Raw genomic sequence first — 18,557 nt, forward strand, 5'->3', positions numbered from 1 at the left:
AGATGCTGCTACACTCAAAATGCAACCTATTAAAAATTTTAAGCTCCATGATCACAATTGAATCCAAACTGCCTGCACAAGGTGTGACTATTTTTAGCGTCATGAGTGCAATGGCGCAGCGTCTAAATGCACTGAACTTATCTCAAGGTTTTCCTGATTTTCCTGCACCTCCAGCACTGTTAAATGCGCTAAGTGATGCGACGCAACAGGGTTTTAACCAATATGCACCCGGCGATGGACTGATGCATTTACGTGAGCAATTGGTCCAACTGTTTGCCCATCGAGACCAATTAAATATTGACCCTCACACCGAAGTGACCATTACCCCGGGTGCAACCATTGGTATTTTTAGTGCCATTCAAGCCGTGGTTCATGCGGATGATGAAGTGATTATTTTTGATCCGAGCTATGATAGTTATGCGCCCAGTGTAAAATTGGTTGGGGCTCATCCCATTCACATTGCCTTAGAGACGCCCCATTTTACTGTGGATTGGAATCGTGTTGCCGCTGCAATTAACCATAAAACCCGGATGATTATTGTCAATACACCGCATAATCCAACAGGTGCTATTTGGGGGCGTGAGGACTGGCTCAACTTAATCGAACTAATTCAAGATAAAAATATTATAGTGCTGTCGGATGAGGTCTATGAGCATTTAATTTTTGATGGTCGTCAGCATCTATCTGCTTTGTCATTTCCTGAGCTGCGTGAACGCAGTTTTGTCGTGGGCTCATTTGGTAAAACCTTTCACGTCACAGGTTGGAAAACCGGTTATTGCATTGCAGCGCCAGCCTTGATGAAAGTGTTTCGCCAAATCTATCAATTTGCCAATTTCTGTGGAGTTACGCCCGTACAAATGGCATTGGCTAACTTTATGGCAGAACATCCTGAGCACATTGCTGAATTGGCCGATTTTTACCAAGCTAAACGTGACCGGTTCAATGCGGGCTTAAGCCACTCTAGATTTGAGTTGATTCCATCGGCAGGTACCTATTTCCAAAACCTTGATTACAGTGCCATACGCCCAGATTTAAGCGATGTGGAAATGTGTCAGTTGTTGGCAGAACAACATAAAATCGTGGCGATTCCTGTCTCGGTATTCTATCAAAAACCGCCGGAAAATTTACGCTTATTACGTTTCTGTTTTGCCAAACAAGATGCCACCTTAGATCGAGCTGCAGAGATTCTCTCCGCGGTTTAAAGCCGTATCTGCCCAAACGTTTTTTAAAACAGACATGTAGAAATAATGAAGCCTTGGTTACTCAAAAACTAAGGCTTTTTTGAATGCCAACATGATAGTGTTATCAGTAACTTAAAATCATAAAAAGCCGCGTATAGGACCTGAGCATGTCAAAACAACAGTCCCTCGTTACTCAGCAAAATTTATGGAAAACGTTTTTAGTTTTTCTGGTGCCTTTGATCGCCACCAATATTTTGCAGAATTTATCTGGGACCATTAACACCGTTTTTGTCGGTCAGATGCTTGGGGTGCATGCCATTGCAGCGGTTGCGGTATTTTTCCCGATCTTGTTCTGTTTAATGGCTTTTGTGATCGGGCTCTCGGCAGGTGCAACCGTGTTGGTGGGGCAAGCTTGGGGCGCGCAGAATCTTGAAAAAGTTCGTACTGTGGTGGGTTCCACCCTGTTTATGACCTTGATTGGTGGCAGCATCATTGCCTTTTTAGGGGTGATATTTGCCAAGCCCATTTTATTGGCCTTAGGCACAGCCCCTGACGTGATGCATTTATCTTTGCCTTATGTGCAATGGATGCTTGCGGGTAGTCCACTACTCTTTATTTATATTATTTACACCTCGATTTTGCGTGGGGTCGGTGACAGTACAACACCGCTGATTGCATCGGGTATGACCATTGGTTCAGGGCTGATCATTACACCCGTGCTGATTGCCGGAAAATTTGGATTTCCAAGTTTAGGTATTATTGCCCCTGCCATTGCCAGTCATATCGGCTTTTTAATTGCCTTGGTATTTTTATATTTCTACTTAAAAAAGAAAGATCACCCGCTCAAACTCGACTTCGAGTTGATTCGTCATATTCGCCATCAACATGATCTCAGCAAAATTATCTTAAAACTAGGCATTCCTACGGGTATTCAGATGGTCACGACCTCTGTGGCCGGTCTCGTGATTGTCGGTTTAGTTAACCGCCATGGTGCTGATGCCACTGCTGCATATGGCGCGGTCAATCAGGTTTTGAACTATATCCAATTCCCGGCCTTGTCCATCGCGATTGCAGCTTCTATTTTTGCCGCGCAAGCCATCGGTTCGGGTCAATCTGAACTAATTAATCGCGTGAAACGTACGGCCATCGGGATGAATTTCATTATTACTGGTATTTTGGTGGCATTGGGCTATTTGTTCTCTAAATATTTAATGGCGCTGTTTATTACAGATCCTGAAGTTGTGGTTCTCGGTCAAGAATTGCTGTTCATTGTGCTTTGGTCGATTTTATTTTTTGGTGCCAGTGCGATTTTTGCTTCCATTATGCGGGCCAGCGGAACAGTGACCGTGCCGATGATTATTAATATTATGGCGATTATTTGCATTGAAGTGCCGTGTGCCTACCTATTCAGTGAATGGTGGGGCTTAAAAGGTATTTGGTATGCCTATGCCTTGGCCTTTGTCAGCTTATGTATTTTACAAGGGCTGTATTACCAACTGGTATGGAGACGAAAAGCCATCAAAGTATTGCTATAAAGTTTGCTAATAGCGTTCAATCCAATCCGCAGCTTTGCATCTCAATATGGGGAATTTTGTACAGATTCATGCATAAAGTTTGCTGTTAAACTGCTGTTTATTTTTCAACATTTGGTTTTATATCCTGTTTATTTATCTACACTTAAAACATAATATAAATAAAAATCTCATATTTTCAAACAATTACGGTTTGGCATAGATTTTGTTCTTATCCCTTTTATCTTTTAAGAATAATTGGGATGAGAAATTTTTTATGTCTAAACGTCAAATAAAGCTTGGGGCTTTTATTCCAACCACCTCACAGCATGTCGCAGGTTGGCGTCATCCTGAATCTCGCCCACAAGATCATCTCAATATTGATTATGCAATTGAACTGGCAAAAACCGCAGAACGTGGTTTATTCGATGCTTACTTTCTTGCCGATGGTCTGTCTGTCCGTTGGAGTTCTGCTGTCGAAGGTGAGAAAGGTTTGGGCGATAAAGGCGTCGGCTTTGAACCTGTTACATTGTTTGCTGCACTGTCGGCTGTGACGCAAAATATTGGCTTTATTGCCACAGCATCCACGACTTATGAAGACCCTTATATTTTGGCGCGTAAATTTGCCTCTTTAGATCATATTTCTAAAGGTCGTGCTGCGTGGAATGTGGTAACGACAGCCTCTGCCGATGCCGCAAAAAACTTTAACATTCAGCAGCACCCTGAACCCAAAGAGCGTTATGAACGTGCCGATGAATTTATTGAGGTGACTCAAAAACTTTGGGACTCATGGGAGGATGATACCTTCCATTACAACAAAGAAACCGGGCAATTTTTTGATGCCCGCAAACAACATCAGCCCAATCATCAAGGTCAATATTATCAAGTACTGGGTGCTCTCAACGTCTCTCGCCCACCGCAAGGCTATCCAGTGATTGTTCAAGCAGGACAATCTGAAGACGGTCGTGAACTAGCCGGTAAATATGCCGAAGTGATTTTTACAGCACAGCAGAACTTAGCAGATGCACAAGCCTTTTATCGTGATGTCAAAAACCGCTTAGTGAAATATGGCCGCCATGCAGATGACCTGAAAATTATGCCGGGGGTTTCGATTTTTGTTGCCAAGACAGAGCAAGAAGCCCAAGAAAAATATGACTTTTTAAATAGCTTAATTCACCCAGAAGTGGGTTTAAGTTTATTGTCTGCTTTGGCAGGCGGCATTAATCTGGCCAAATTTGATCTAGATGCCCCTTTCCCGAAAATAGAAGATGCAGACATTAATTTCTCCAGTCGTCAGCAAATGATGATTGATATTGCCCGTAAGCACAATTTTAGTATTCGTCAGCTCTATCAATATATCGCTTCAGCCCGTGGACATTGGACCTTGATCGGCACGCCGGAACAAGTCGTAGACCAACTGCAGGAATGGTTTGAGAATGACGCTGCCGATGGTTTTAATGTCCTACCGCCAACAACACCTGCGGGGTTAAATGACTTTGTCGATCTCATCGTTCCTGAACTGCAACGTCGCGGTCTATTCCGAACAGCCTACGAAGGCACGACTTTACGTGAAAACCTCGGTCTAAAACGCCCTGAAAATCAATATGTGCTGAAGAATCAACAGGTGCAGGCCTCTTAGTAAATTTTTACAGTGTTTTTATTAACCCATCTCTAAAATGCCTCTTCCGAGGCATTTTTTCTATCTGAGTTAGGCCATCTGCACAAAATCCCTTAATTTTATTATGTGTTTATATATAAACAGATAAGTTCTGCAAGATTTTGGATGATGCATCCACAACAAGCGATTAATTTCTCTGTTGATTTTAAAACAGTAAAAACTTAACAATAAAATAATATCTTGTTTTATAACAATATTTTTATTGGCATAAACATTGTAATACTCCTAGTGAACAATAACATTTACAGAGTTTATTTATGTCAAAACGTCAAATTCGCTTAGGGGCATTCGTACCAGGGACTTCGCAACATGTGGCAGGTTGGCGCCATCCGCAGGCTCGCCCACAGGATAGTCACAATTTAAAATACTTTATTGAACTGGCAAAGACCGCAGAGCGTGGCTTATTTGATGCCTATTTCCTTGCGGATGTTCCCGTCACCGTCGATCCTGATACAACACCTGATTTGGGTCTCAATGGCACCTTCTCTGCCGGGCTCGAACCGGTATCCCTATTTTCTGCACTTGCAGCGGTAACCGAACATATAGGCTTTATTGCCACAGCGTCGACCACCTATGAAGCACCTTATAATTTGGCGCGAAAATTTGCCTCTTTAGATCATCTGTCTGAAGGTCGGGCGGCATGGAATGTGGTGACCACTTCTGGCAGTGTGGTTTCAAAAAACTATGGCATCAATGATGCGCTGCTCCCCAAAGAACGCTATGAACGTGCGGATGAGTTTATTGAAGTGGCACAAAAGCTTTGGGACTCTTGGGAAGATGATGCCTTTGAATACAATAAACAGACTGGGCAATTTTTTACGGGCGATAAACTGCATCCACCTCGCTTTAAGGGTAAACATCTTGCGGTACATGGTGCATTAAATATTGCTCGCCCACCGCAAGGCTATCCGGTGATTGTTCAAGCTGGGCAATCTGAAGATGGTCGTGAACTGGCCGGTAAATATGCCGAAGTGATTTTCACCGCACAGCAGAATTTAGCAGATGCTCAAGCCTTTTATCGTGATGTCAAAAACCGCTTAGTGAAATATGGCCGCCATGCGGATGACTTGAAAATTATGCCGGGTGTGTCGATCTTTGTTGCACAAACTGAAGCCGAAGCTCGGGCAAAATACGATGAATTAAATGCATATATTCATCCGACTTTGGGACTGAACTTACTCAAACAATTGGGTGGTTTTACTGAAGACCTGTCGCAATTTGACCTCGACCAAGCGCTGCCAGAACATTTAACACAGGCGCAAAATGGCGCAAGCCGTCAACAACTGATTTTAGAGATTGCGCGTAAAAATAATTTTACCATCCGACAACTTTACCAATGGGTTGCAAGCGCACGTGGGCATTGGACACTGATCGGAACACCCGAACAAATAGTCGATCAACTACAAGCGTGGTTTGAAAATGAAGCGGCGGATGGTTTCAATATTTTGCCACCAACCACACCTGCAAGCTTAGATGATTTTGTGGATTTGGTTGTCCCTGAACTGCAACGTCGTGGTCTATTCCGCACGGCTTATGAAGGCAAGACCTTACGTGAAAACTTAGGTTTAAAACGACCTGAAAACCAATATATTTTAGAAAAAAGACATACCTCTCAAGCCTCATAAACCAACGCTTGATAAAACTGAAAAACAAATGCCCCAACTGGGGCATTTTTATGGACTGAAATTGATCTAGCTTAAACGATGATCATACTGACTATATTTGATAAGCCTAAAAAAGCCCTGAATTCGGGGCTTTTACATTGTCTATGAGATGGTCAATCCAGACTTACCATGCAAATTTATAATCGGCAAATCGGTGAGATAAAGGTTCAAGCAACTGATCTTTTACTGGATCACTAAAGTCAGTCAAAATGTCATTTTTAATATTGGTCAGACGGACATCTTCGCGTTTACGCGGATGGGCTAAATGAATATCTACAATACGTTTAATTCGTCCCGGATGTGGCTGCATGACCACTACCCGATCACCCAAAAATACCGCTTCTTCGACATCATGGGTGACAATAATCATGGTGATTTTTTCACTTTGCCATATTCGCTGTAATTCATCCTGTAAATTTTGCCGCGTCAATGCATCGAGTGCGCCAAAGGGTTCATCAAGCAGTAAAATCTGTGGTCGATTCACCAAACTCCGGGCAATCGCCACACGTTGATTCATCCCACCAGACAACTGCGAAGGATAAGCATCTTTAAATTGGGTTAATTTGACCAACTCTAAATGTTCATCAATCAATACATCTTCTTCTGCACGGCTAAACTGACTTTTATGCAATGCAATCCGTACATTTTCCCGTACCGTCAACCATGGAAACAGGCGATGATCTTGAAACACGATGCCGCGTTCCAAACTCGTGCCCTGTATAGGCTGACCATCAACCAAAATCTGGCCCTGAAACTGACGCTCTAGACCAACCAACAACCGTAATAATGTGGATTTTCCGCAGCCACTACTTCCCACAATACTAATGAACTCACCCGGCTGAATATTCAGGTTAATGTCCTCAAGTACGGTTAAGTCTTCTTGCTTTTGTGTGGGATAATGTTTCGTTAGCTGCTGAATAGAAACCGAACCAGCTTGTTCTACGCTCATATCATTATTCTCTATTTGTGCTGACAAACTTTGCTGGACTAAACCTTAGAGTTTAGCCAGTGACACTTCCGTCGATTTAATTAACACCACCACCTCAGAACCTACTTTTAAATCTAAATCCTTCACCGAACGCGTCGTGATTACGGACGTAAAAAAGCCCGCTTTGGTTTCCACATCAATTTCTGAAACCACAGGACCTTCTACAATCTCATTAATCACGCCTTTGAATTGGTTTCGCACATTTACTGAAGTAATCGCCATTTTAATTCTGCCTTTTGTTATTAAGAGAGCTTTACTATAAAACAGTTCAATCACTTGCTATATCTTGATTTATCCTTTAGTTATCCCGATTTTATTTATCTTAAAATCATATAAATAATCCACGCATGAATTTATCGGTGAAACTGATATTTAAATATCGAATTATTATTTATCTTTTATTTTTAAATCTTTCATCATGATCTGCATTTTCAACAACTATAAGAAACGATATGTCTATTTTGACCCACCCTGCAGTGCCCTCTGCACTAAAACATAAACGGGCAACAGCGACGGTTTTTGCAGACCCGTTATCGCAAGCGTTGTTGTCTCGAATTGAACAAATTGCGCCGAGTGAGGCCAATGCACTCATCATTGGTGATACAGGCACAGGTAAAGAATTGGTTGCACGCCAAATCCACCAATTAAGCCATCGTGCCAAAGGTCCATTTATCGCAGTGAACTGTGGTGCCTTTACCGAGTCATTAGTCGAAAGCGAATTATTTGGACATGAAAAAGGAGCCTTTACAGGGGCAATTAATAGCCGTGTCGGTTGGTTTGAAGCAGCCCATAATGGCACCTTATTTTTAGATGAAATTGGTGACCTGTCCTTGCCTATGCAAGTCAAATTACTCCGTGTTTTACAAGAAAGAGAGATCGTTCGAGTCGGCTCACTCAAATCTATTCCGATTAATGTTCGGATCATTGCCGCAACCAATGTCGATTTAGAGCATGCCGTACAAGACGGGCGTTTCAGGGAAGATTTATTCTACCGCTTACATGTGGCTTTGCTGCGCATTCCCCGTCTCTCAGAGCGTCGTGGTGACATTTTGCCATTGGTTAAACACTTCATTCAGGTCTATCAAACCAACCCACATGACACACCATTACGCCTCAGCCAACTGGCTCTCAAAAAACTCAGTTTACATAGCTGGCCAGGTAATATTCGTGAATTAGAAAATACCATTCAACATGCGATTTTAGTCAGTGAAAAAGGTGTAATTGAACCGGAAGATATTAGTTTTTCGAGTATTCAAAGTGCATCTTCATTTTCGCGTGCTGAACCGTTTAACTTACAAAATGCCACCTCGGCTATAGCCAACATCCAAGATATTCAAGATGCCGGACAGTTACTCGAGCAGACCTTTTTACAAATTTTTCAAGCCGCAAATCAACTTAAGCAAGACAATATTAATGAGCTGATTGAAGAAAAATTTATCCGAAGTGCGTATCAGCACTGTCAATACAATCAAGTGCATACGGCTCGTTTGCTTGGAGTGACAAGGAACGTGATTCGCACTCGCCTAATTAAATATGGCTTATTATAAATAAGTCATATTTTTATTTATTCCACATTAAAATAATAATCCCAATAACTGATACATAAATATTCATCTACATTATTCTTTATTCATTGCATTATTTTAAATATAAAAAATCAGCAATAAAAAACCTCGGTATATCCCGAGGTTTTTATTTAATTTCCATTTCGTCTAGATTATTCCACAGGGTTACGTTTCCATGCTGTAAAGTATTTTTCTAGTCCAATCAAGAAGTAGTTAAAGGATAAACCCACGAGGGTAATGACTAATATGCCCACAAACATTTGTGGAATTTCAAAGCTAAATTGCGAATAAATAATCAGATATCCCAGACCTGCTTTGGCACCAAACATTTCTACTGCCACTAAGGCCAAAATCGAAATCGCCCCTGCCAGACGGATACCGACAAAAATCGTCGGAATCGACGCAGGTAGAATCACTTTTCGGAACAATTGATAGGGTTTTAGGCCCATGGTTCGTGCCGATTTAATCAGTAAGGGATCGACTGTTTGTACGCCTGTAATGGTGTTCAATAAAATCGGCCATGTGCATGCATACACCAACAAACTGATTTTTGAGGTTTCACCAATGCCTAAAAATAAGATGAACAACGGCATTAACGCCAGTGCTGTGGTATTACGAAACAGTTCTAACAATGGATTTAAGGTTTCAGCCACGAGCTTGTACCAACCAATGATGAGAGCCAAAGGAATGGCGATCGCTAGGGCCAAAATGAAACCAATAATGGAACGCTTTATACTGGCAAAGAAATGGATGCCTAATTGACCGCTTTGATATAGCTGCCATGTGGTTTCCAATACTACAGATAACGGCGGTAAAAAAGCCGGATTGACCACACCACTACGCGGCAGAATCTCCCACAGCAAGAAAAAAGCTACAATGGCAATGGTGCGTTTAAAGACCGTGTTTAACCAAGTGAATTGTAGTCTGGGTTTAATGTCGTTATAGGTTTGCGTATAACTGATGGCTTGTTTAGTCGATGACATAAGTAAATCCTCTGAATATTTTAGTTATGTGCAAGCTGTTTATGTTTTTCGAGGGCTTGCGCTTTAATCACTTCTTCACTGAGCAATGACCAAATTTTATGGCGAATTCGGCCATATTCAGGCAATGAACGGACATCTTCACTGGAGCTGCGCAGGCTTTGAGGAATTTCAATCACTTCCTTAATTCGCCCCGGTCTTGAGGTCATAATCGCCACTCGCTGACTCAGATAAATTGCTTCATCAATACTGTGAGTAATAAAAACAATGGTTTTTTTCGAGCTTTTCCAGATATTGATCAGCTCGGCTTGTAAGGTTTCTCGGGTTTGCGCATCTAGGGCAGCAAAGGGCTCATCCATTAATAAAATTTCTGGTTCATAAGCCAAACTTCGGGCAATCGCAACCCGCTGTTTCATCCCGCCGGAAAGCTCATTCGGATAATGCTTTTCAAAGCCACTGAGACCCACAAGCTGCAAATAGTATTCGGCTTTTTCACGGCGTTCTTTTTTTGCTACGCCTTTGGCTTCTAGACCAAATTCGATATTTTCCAGTGCGGTTAACCATGGATAGAGCGCATATTGCTGAAACACAATGCCACGGTCTAAACCCGGTTGAGTAATCTGCTTGCCACTCAGTAAAATCTGCCCTGCCGACGGTTTGGTTAAACCCGCAATTAAGTCTAATAATGTAGATTTTCCGCAGCCACTTGGCCCCACGATTGAAACAAATTCACCCGGCTGAATATCCAAAGTGACATTTTCTACGGCAACAAATTCAGGCTTATAATTTTTACTGCCGACATGGTTTTGTGCAGGAAATACCTTACGCACGTGATCTAAATGTAATGCACTGGTCATTGTTATGTTCCTTTTGATTTTTGGTCTTGCGCATAGGGATTAAATTCATTGCTATAGATGCGACTGACCTCAATTTGATTTGGTTTTAATTTGTGTTCTTTTTCTAAGGCACTCACCCATGGTGCAAAATCCTGATCTTTTTGCACACCACCGACTTCGTGAACACCTGTGCCTGTGTAATATGGAATCAGTGCTGTATTTTCATTGCGTTGACGTTTTTCGATAATACTTTCCATACGGGCAATGATTTGCTCTTTCGGCGTGTGGTGTAGCCATTCTTGAGCTTTGGCCACGCCACTGACAAAAGTGCGAGCCAACTCGGGATGCGCTTGAATAAACTCACCGCGCATCGAAAAACTCCCTGCGGTAAAGGGGCCGTATAAATCAATATCTTTAAAGATGCTGCGTACACCACCATTTTTTAAGGCACGTTTTTCCAAAATGCCAGAGAACACTGCAATATCAATTTGCCCATTCCTTAAGGCTTGTTCTGAGCTCACCGGTGGCAACATAATCAGCTCAACTTGACGGATTTCATCATCGGTTAATCCATGGCGAGCCAAATAATCTTTCACCACAAAGTCATAATGTGCCCCATAGGCATTCACTGCGACTTTCTTGCCAATAAAGTCTCGTGGGCTACGGATAGAACTATTTTCTAGCACATAAAAACCCACGTTTTGTTCAGCATCACTGCCATAAGAAGCCACTACGGGAACGACATCTAGACCCGCAGCGATGACCTTCACCACAGCACCATTAAAGGCGCCAGCAAAATCAACATCACCGGCCACCAAAGTGAGTAAATCTTGTGGCCCACCTTGTACCGTGCCGACATAACTGAGTTTAACGTCGCCTAAATAGCCCAAGTCTTGTGCCAATTCAGGTAAGGACACCAGTCCCGGATAGCTTTGATAGCGTAGTTCTTTTAAAGCCACTTGCTGAGGTTCATCCACTCGCTGCGTGCTGCAACCAACCAAGGCTGTGCCACCGACCAATGCTGCAAGGAACATATTGCGCCAGAGTTGAGGAGTGTTATGGATTGTCATTTTTTTCATTGTTATGTTCTCCTATCCAACCTGCTGCCAAGCTAAAACTTTACGCTCAACCCAAGTCAGTACCGTATTGAGCAACACGCCCACAATTCCTATCAGCAACATGCCAAAAATAATCAGTTCGACATCAAAAGCCTGACGCCCTTGAATCACGATATTGCCCAGACCATTGCCATAGTTCGCCAATAAAAATTCAGAGCCGATGGTGGCAAGCCATGCGAAAATCAGCCCAAGTTGTAAACCGACAAAAATCTGCGCCGAAGCACCGGGTAATATCAATTTACGAAACGCGTATGTCTTGGGAAATTGATAGACTTCGGCCACTTCTCGATATTTATGCGAAATACTGCTCACGCCTTCAAAGGTATGTAGCGCCACGGGGTAAAACACCGACAAGGTAATAAACAGCACTTTGGCGCCGTGTCCCTCGCCTAAAAAAGTCGAAATTAGTGGCAACCATGCGAACAGCGAAATTTGACGCAATACATGAAAGCTCGGTGCAAATAACCAATTCGAAAGGCGTGAACTCGCGATCAAGATGCCAAATAACACACCCGCTATCGCACCTATGCCATAGCCAATAAAATTACGTGCCAAACTTTCGGCAAAGCCTGTCAAAAAGCTCGGTTGTTGGAGCACGGTTACTGCTTTTTGCAGCACGAGCCATGGACTAGGAATCAACTTTGGATCAACCCAATTTTGCTGTGAGGCTACTGCCCACAGTGCGATAAATGCCACAGGTAGAACGAGTGCTTTTGCTGCTTTAACTAAGACTTGGCGCGCTGCCCTGTGTAATGAAAGAATGCTCATGAGTTCCCTCCTACTCGGGTTGCGTGAAAGCGTGCCGTTTTTTCTAACCAAGCCAGCAAGGTATCTAAGACATAGCCCGTAATACCAATCAGAATGATCGCCATGAAGATCAAGTCCATCTGCATTAGCTGACGTCCCCACACCATGAGATAACCAATTCCTTCACTACTTGCTAATAACTCGACAAAAACCAATGCCAACCACGCCTGCATAATGCCTTGACGTAAACCACTGATCACACTGGGTAATGCTGCTGGGAAAATCACCTCTTTGAGTTTCTGCCAATTGCTGTATTGGTAAACCTCTGCCACTTCCATCAAACTATTCGGCACATGAGTAATGCCCTTATAGGTTGCAATCAACAGCGGCGGTAACACAGCCAATGAAATAGCGGCAATCTTCAAAGCCTCATCGATGCCTAAGAAAATCATCAATAATGGAATCCAGCCAACTATGGGAAATTGCGCAACAAGATTCACCGTCGGAAAAATAAAGTCCCGACTACGCTTTGCTAATCCCAACACAGTACCAAGCAAAATCCCGACACTGGCACCAAGCAAGACACTCCATAAAATACGTTTGGCACTGATGGCAAAATGAAAACTCAATTCACCGCTTTGCCATAATTCGACTGTGCTTTGCCACACCAGACTCGGTGCAGGTAAAATCTGCTCAGGCAACCACTGTTTAAGTGTTGCCACATACCATAGACCGAACAACAAAACTGGCATCAGGAGTCCACACGCCACTTGCAAAGTTAGTTTTAAATAGGTCTTAAAAAAATCCAACGCACTTCGGTCACTTTGCAAGGGAACCGAATGTGCAGATACATCCGTAAGGCTCATAATTCTTGTCCTTTTACGCTCTGTTCTGAGACATCAGGTTTTAAAAATTGAATAAATTCCTGATCTTTGCTGATCAAAATAATCAGACCAATAAACACCAGCCCGATCGGTAAAAATAAATTTTGTAGTCCAACCTGTGCGCCAAATACGGCGCCTATCAAGCCCCCCAACAGTCCACCCGAAGGTCCGACAAGGGCTAAAATTGGAGAAATCTTTGCCATCGCGGTTTGCTCACCGACTCGGGCGAAAGACATAAAATTGGCGATATGCAACATACCGAGTCCAAGTCCAAACATGACCGAAGCAGGCCACATCAACAGCGTGATTTTGGTTAAGGCTAAAATCAGTAATGCCGTTGCCATCAGGCTTAGGCCAATCAAATAAAACTTTTGATAACCCATCAGCTCAGCCAAACCGCCCATGCTAAATAGCGATCCCACAAAGACAATGCCTTGTACGGTCAGCAGCATCACTGCCATTGGCTCCGAAAGTGCAAAACTTTGGATAGCAATCACCACAATGAAAAAGCCAAAGTAGTTATTTGCCACGCTGCTCAAAAATTCCAATATGCAGACAATCCGCAGCGAGGCATGGGTTTTGATGAGTGCCAAAGGCGCCACAATATCTCGCCATTGAAAATGCGGGCGATTCGTCGCTTGCGGAGTACTACGTTGAAAGCACCACGGAGCCAACAGCAAGGTGCCTAAAAAAAGCAAAGACACCACATAAAAACTTCCGCCATAGCCGAAATGCTCGACCAACAACACGCTCAATGCAGGCGCAATCAGGAAATATCCCATCATGTGCGAACCGCGAAACCAACCCGCACGGACTGGACCTAAACGTTTTAAGTTGCTCAAAAAAACGGTATTGATCGAAACAAAGCGCATGGGTAAGACAAAACTTACTAAGGCTGTGACTGCAAAGAGATACCATGCACCAGCTTTGAGTGGCGTTAAGCTATAGACCACAGCGCCCAACACACTGCCGATGCAGAATATTTTCAAAGACCCAAAGCGCTGTACCAACACGCCAATCGGCAATGCCATGATCAAAATGCCAAAATTTTGCGCTGCAGAAATTAGCCCCAATTGCAATTCGGTGGCTTCTAAATGCACGGCATACAAGGAAATTAATACCCGTGCGACACCCACACCCAGTCCAGCCAAAATCGTGAGCAGCACAAAACTGCTCATAAATTTGGTGGTTAATGGACTGGCAATTACATTGCTTTCAATCGGACGACTCATGGCTGCGACTTACTTCGGTTGACCTTGAGCATTAAATTGGCGCCAGTAACCCTCTAACTTCAGCTCTTTCAAGGCATTATTTAGATACTTCGGCTCATACCATGTTTTGGTATCTACATCACGACGGATTAAGCGAGCGTCTTTGGCAATTTTTAAAGCACTATCAATTTGTGAACGATGGAACTCGTCTAGTAGCGGTGTAGTACGGTCCTTTAAATTCCAGCCATCCCACGTTTTTTGATAATCCACCAACGGAATGCCACTTTGTGCCCAAAGTTTATATTGCGCACTACGATTAGCTTCTTGAGAACTCCACTGCGCTTGTTTAATCAGCGTCGTCACGACACGTTGCACCACCTCTGGATATTGTTTTTCAAAACTTTCTGTCACCCAAAAGTGCGCAATCGGTGCAACTTTGGGATCTTTAATTTCTAGTAATGTTTTCGCCACACCACGCGCTTGCAAACTAAATGGCGAAGTAATCGTGGCATCAATATCACCTGTCGCTAAGGCCGTACGTGCCGAATATGCATCTTGCGAAATCACTCGTAAATCGCGCTCAGTTAAATTGTATTTTGCTAATACACGGTTAAAGACGATCTGACCATTGGTGCCTTTAAAGACGGAGAATTTTTTGCCTTTTAGATCTGCAAAGGATTTGGCATTAGAACCGGCAGGCACCACCACATAAGTTGGGCCAAAACGCCCTGTCGAGAACAACACTTTGGTTTTTAATCCCGTTGAACGTCCAACCAATGAGGGCAAATCGCCATGCAATGCAAAGTCAACTTTGCCATTGGCTAAAGCTTCGTTAGTTGCAGGTCCAGCCCCGGGGAAGAAAAGCCAATTCACCTTAATGCCATCTTTTTTAAATTCTTGTTCGAGCACACCTCGTAAATGTGCTGTAGCTACAAAACTACCGCCCACTTTGGGTTTACCCCCCTCACCCGCAGCTGATACTGAAATGCGAATTTCTTTGGGATTGGCAGCATGCAATTGAATGCTTAAACCAAGTGCTGAAAGTGCCAAGAATGTGGCTGCGATTTTTTTAGAGATAATTTTCATTTTAAATGTTCCTTAATGGTTTAAATATTTGAATTAAAAGGTGTACTGAACCTGAGCTTGCAGCTCATTAGTGTCTTTTTGATTTGCCGTTTCGGCATCAAACAGGTAGTGATTCAGCTGTAATTGGAATTTTGTGGTTTGCGCAAAAAATAGGTTTAAACCCAAAGAGTGAATGTCATATTCACCAATACGACCGCTCGCGGTATCGAGATAGCTTGCGTTGTTTTTATTCGGGTTATAGCGGTCAAAACGGTAATAACCTTGGACTGACTTCGGCCAGAAATCATCAAATTTGGCGTTGGATTTAATACTGTTGTAGAACTGATCACCCAAGGTGTAGAAAGCGGTAAAAGTATGTCCTTCCGCTTTGGCTTCTTTGATGTCTTGGGCTACAGTGTCGACATAATCGGTCTTCCCTTGCAGATATTCATAAGTCACACCAAATGGGGCGTGGTTATAATAAATATCGAAACCCAAACGATCACGTTTCGCAGCATTATCAGTGATTCCGCCGGCTGAAATTTTCGATTCGCCTTTGATATAAGAGGCACCAAACTTCAACTCACGGAAAATGCTGGCGTAGTCCACTGGCAAGGTAAAAGCCACACGACCGATGTAATCTTTGCCGTTGTTGTCATCTGCCTTATTACTGGCGTTCCCATTGGTCACCCCTAAGGCATACTCAAACAGCGGCGCACGGTAGTTCGATGCAAAGTCGACAAAAGGTTGGGCATCCCCACGGACGATAAATCCATTTTGACGATTAAACAGTCCTAAAAAGGTCGAAGCTGCAGCAGTACTAATGGTCGGACGCAAATCTTCAGGAGACTGCACATCTAGACCAAAGGGCAATAACTGCTGACCGAGTGTAAAGTTGAGTTTGGCTGTTTCGGGTCCAGCATTGGTGGCAAAAGCGTTATAGCGAACAAAGGCATCCAGTAAGTTAAAGTTACTGTTATTGGTGCCATCATTGCGTTTGCCATAACCAAAGGACAATTGATAATCGAGATTTTTGCCTTCGTTATAATCACGGAATAAATTCCCGCGCACACCAATCAGCGCAGTCCCAATATCAAATGTCGATTTGGTTGAACCCAACACACCCGTTTCATCGAGCGCACTGGCACGTAGTTGAACCGTGCCATACAGGGTTGTATCACGAGTCGATTTGGTGGTTTGACGTTCATATTGACGTGACTGATCGTACTTATAGTTTTCAATATCTGCACGTAAGCCGTCGATATCTTCGGATGTTGCTGTGGTCACTTCTGAAACCTGCGTTTCACCTTCAACATCAGCGGCGTTGCTCGTATCTTCTGTCGTCACAGCAGCCGTTTCGACGACTTGGCTTTTCGTCGTACCAGATTCCACTGCATTTAAGCGTTTTTGCAAACTCTCAATTTGTTGTTTTAAGCTGCTCAGTTCTTGCTGAAGTGCTTCATCCGATGCAAAACTCAGCTGACTGGTTGCGGATAAAATCAGTCCGACCGCAACGGTTAATGTGGTTTTTTTCATGATTTGGTTTCACTAACATTTTTCCCAAAGCGCAAAATCCCCCAACCCCATGCAAGGTGCATGAAGTGAATGTACTGCGTGGGTTTTTTTAAAATTAATCTGAGTGGTCGTAGGTTTTATTCAACTTATGCACGACCGAAACTCGAAGACAGCTTTTAGAATTTAAGCGCGCATCATCGCGAGTGTCATAGCACAACAACATGCCTGTTGCAGGACACGAAAAGCAGAAAGATATCGATGCGTAAAAGTACTCATAAATGTTCCATACAGTGGTGAGTTTTGTTCACTCTAATATGGCAACAACTGTGCCAACATTTTAAGTATTTATTTTTTAAAGTTTTATTATTTAAACCTGATAAATTCTGTTGGTTTTAACGCCAAAAAACTGTTGGTTATGCAACAGTTGCTTATTTCAAATCATCAGATATCTCCATTTTTATATCTCATTTTATGAAATAAGAAATACGCTTTGGGCTTTCCTTTGGGCATAAAAAAAACCCACTGACGTGGGCTCTTTTCAATTGATTTTAATTACCGCTTATTGACCAAATTTAGTCGCCATGGCAGTTAATTTTTGATAACCCGTCGGTAGCAAACGTTGAATTAAATCAATCGCTTTTGCATCATTACCAATCAATAAACGACGCTTATCTTTTTGTACTGCTGCAATGATTTGACGAGCCGCTTCTTCAGGTGGACAACGCAAGAATTTATTAAACGACTGTGCCGATTTTTGTGGGTTCATGCCTAAACTTTTCAAGCTGTCATTCATTTTTGCGGCATTGGCAATATTGGTACGAATCCCGCCCGGATGTACACATAGCGCACTCACGCCACAGTTTTCAATATCCAATTCTTGGCGTAAAGATTCGGTAAAGCCACGTACTGCAAATTTAGTGGCATTATATGCCGACTGTGTTGGCTGTGCTGTTAAGCCAAACAAGCTGGAAATATTGATGATATGACCTTCACCACTTTGCTTGATATACGGTAAAAATTCTTTGGTGCCATAAACCACGCCCCAAAAGTTAATATTGACAATCCACTCCAGTTCTTCATAGCTTGCCCCTTCAACGGTCGTACCCAATGCCACACCCGCATTGTTAAAAATCATATTCACCGAACCATGATCTTTAACAGTCTGTGCTGCCCATGCTTTCATTGCTGCAAGGTCTGACACATCGAGTTTTTGCGTCGTTACACGTACATTGCTGGCTTTCACCAATTCAACGGTTGCCGCAAGCCCCTGTTCATTCACATCGCTTAAAGACAGATGGCAGCCTTGTTTAGCCAAAAGCACAGCCAATTGCTGACCAATACCTGAACCTGCACCTGTAATGGCAGCCACTTTATTTTTGAAGTTTTTCATTGTGATTCCTTATTCCTTTATGCTGCCGCTTGGCTTTATCACAGCGTGATCTCATTTGCCAATGTGTGCAGTTCGTCGACTTAATATAGTTTTGACAATACATATTGTCAATGTCATCTTGGGACGTGCTAAGCTGTTGAAATCGCCAATGCTTAAACATAGGTTTAAACTGAAATTATTGCTAAAATAAGACAAAATTCTGCTTTAGTTCAGCGTATATTTTC

16 protein-coding genes are annotated in these 18,557 nt (G+C 42.9%); 5 read left to right on the forward strand and 11 right to left on the reverse strand.

The window, feature by feature from the left end; translation table 11 throughout:
* The first annotated feature begins 47 nt into the window (after positions 1–47).
* From FTU12_RS11125 to FTU12_RS11140, 4 genes are all read left to right on the forward strand, one after another.
* A complete protein-coding gene (locus tag FTU12_RS11125) occupies positions 48–1,202 on the forward strand; it encodes a methionine aminotransferase (RefSeq protein ID WP_180114371.1) in 1,155 nt (384 codons plus the stop codon).
* 146 nt (positions 1,203–1,348) lie between these two features.
* On the forward strand, positions 1,349–2,716 hold the full coding sequence (locus FTU12_RS11130) for an MATE family efflux transporter (protein WP_180035133.1): 1,368 nt from the start codon (positions 1,349–1,351) through the stop codon (positions 2,714–2,716).
* Between the two features lie 253 nt (positions 2,717–2,969).
* Complete coding sequence (locus FTU12_RS11135) at positions 2,970–4,331, forward strand: LLM class flavin-dependent oxidoreductase (RefSeq protein WP_180114372.1); 1,362 nt, start codon at positions 2,970–2,972, stop codon at positions 4,329–4,331.
* A gap of 296 nt (positions 4,332–4,627) precedes the next feature.
* Positions 4,628–5,995, forward strand: a complete 1,368-nt coding sequence (locus FTU12_RS11140) for an LLM class flavin-dependent oxidoreductase (protein WP_180114373.1) — start codon at positions 4,628–4,630, stop codon at positions 5,993–5,995.
* 163 nt (positions 5,996–6,158) lie between these two features.
* On the opposite strand, the gene FTU12_RS11145 is transcribed toward FTU12_RS11140, so the two are convergent.
* Positions 6,159–6,983 carry an ABC transporter ATP-binding protein gene (locus FTU12_RS11145; protein WP_078191493.1) on the reverse strand — a complete coding sequence of 275 codons (825 nt, stop codon included), beginning with the start codon at positions 6,981–6,983 and terminating at the stop codon, positions 6,159–6,161.
* A 45-nt stretch (positions 6,984–7,028) separates the two neighbouring features.
* Positions 7,029–7,244, reverse strand: a complete 216-nt coding sequence (locus tag FTU12_RS11150; protein ID WP_067765474.1) for a molybdopterin-binding protein — start codon at positions 7,242–7,244, stop codon at positions 7,029–7,031.
* A gap of 230 nt (positions 7,245–7,474) precedes the next feature.
* On the opposite strand from FTU12_RS11150, the gene FTU12_RS11155 reads away from it, so the two are divergent.
* Positions 7,475–8,569: a sigma-54-dependent Fis family transcriptional regulator gene (locus FTU12_RS11155; RefSeq protein ID WP_180114374.1), complete on the forward strand. Its 1,095-nt coding sequence runs from the start codon at positions 7,475–7,477 to the stop codon at positions 8,567–8,569.
* A gap of 170 nt (positions 8,570–8,739) precedes the next feature.
* Here FTU12_RS11155 and FTU12_RS11160 read toward each other — a convergent pair whose 3' ends face one another.
* The 9 genes from FTU12_RS11160 to FTU12_RS11200 form a co-directional block, all read right to left on the reverse strand.
* Positions 8,740–9,570, reverse strand: a complete 831-nt coding sequence (locus FTU12_RS11160) for an ABC transporter permease (protein WP_180114375.1) — start codon at positions 9,568–9,570, stop codon at positions 8,740–8,742.
* Positions 9,571–9,590: 20 nt separating this feature from the next.
* A complete protein-coding gene (locus FTU12_RS11165) occupies positions 9,591–10,424 on the reverse strand; it encodes an ABC transporter ATP-binding protein (RefSeq protein WP_078191496.1) in 834 nt (277 codons plus the stop codon).
* 2 nt (positions 10,425–10,426) lie between these two features.
* The gene (locus FTU12_RS11170; protein ID WP_257227313.1) at positions 10,427–11,482 is read right to left on the reverse strand and encodes an ABC transporter substrate-binding protein; all 1,056 of its coding nucleotides are present in this window, start codon (positions 11,480–11,482) and stop codon (positions 10,427–10,429) included.
* Positions 11,483–11,494: 12 nt separating this feature from the next.
* Positions 11,495–12,289 (reverse strand): ABC transporter permease, encoded by a 795-nt coding sequence (locus tag FTU12_RS11175; RefSeq protein WP_180114376.1) that lies wholly within the window; start codon positions 12,287–12,289, stop codon positions 11,495–11,497.
* Positions 12,286–13,134, reverse strand: a complete 849-nt coding sequence (locus FTU12_RS11180) for an ABC transporter permease (RefSeq protein ID WP_180010791.1) — start codon at positions 13,132–13,134, stop codon at positions 12,286–12,288. The genes FTU12_RS11175 and FTU12_RS11180 overlap by 4 nt, the downstream gene beginning before the upstream one ends.
* On the reverse strand, positions 13,131–14,384 hold the full coding sequence (locus FTU12_RS11185; protein WP_180039784.1) for an MFS transporter: 1,254 nt from the start codon (positions 14,382–14,384) through the stop codon (positions 13,131–13,133). The genes FTU12_RS11180 and FTU12_RS11185 overlap by 4 nt, the downstream gene beginning before the upstream one ends.
* A 9-nt stretch (positions 14,385–14,393) precedes the next feature.
* Entirely contained in the window at positions 14,394–15,449 is a 1,056-nt protein-coding gene (locus FTU12_RS11190; RefSeq protein WP_180114377.1) for an ABC transporter substrate-binding protein, read from the reverse strand.
* Positions 15,450–15,482: 33 nt separating this feature from the next.
* A complete protein-coding gene (locus FTU12_RS11195) occupies positions 15,483–16,964 on the reverse strand; it encodes a carbohydrate porin (protein ID WP_180114378.1) in 1,482 nt (493 codons plus the stop codon).
* 538 nt (positions 16,965–17,502) lie between these two features.
* A complete protein-coding gene (locus tag FTU12_RS11200; protein WP_180010800.1) occupies positions 17,503–18,333 on the reverse strand; it encodes an SDR family oxidoreductase in 831 nt (276 codons plus the stop codon).
* Positions 18,334–18,557: the final 224 nt, after the last annotated feature.

The sequence above is a fragment of the Acinetobacter sp. YH12063 genome (assembly GCF_013419715.1).
GTDB classification, from domain to species: domain Bacteria; phylum Pseudomonadota; class Gammaproteobacteria; order Pseudomonadales; family Moraxellaceae; genus Acinetobacter; species Acinetobacter amyesii.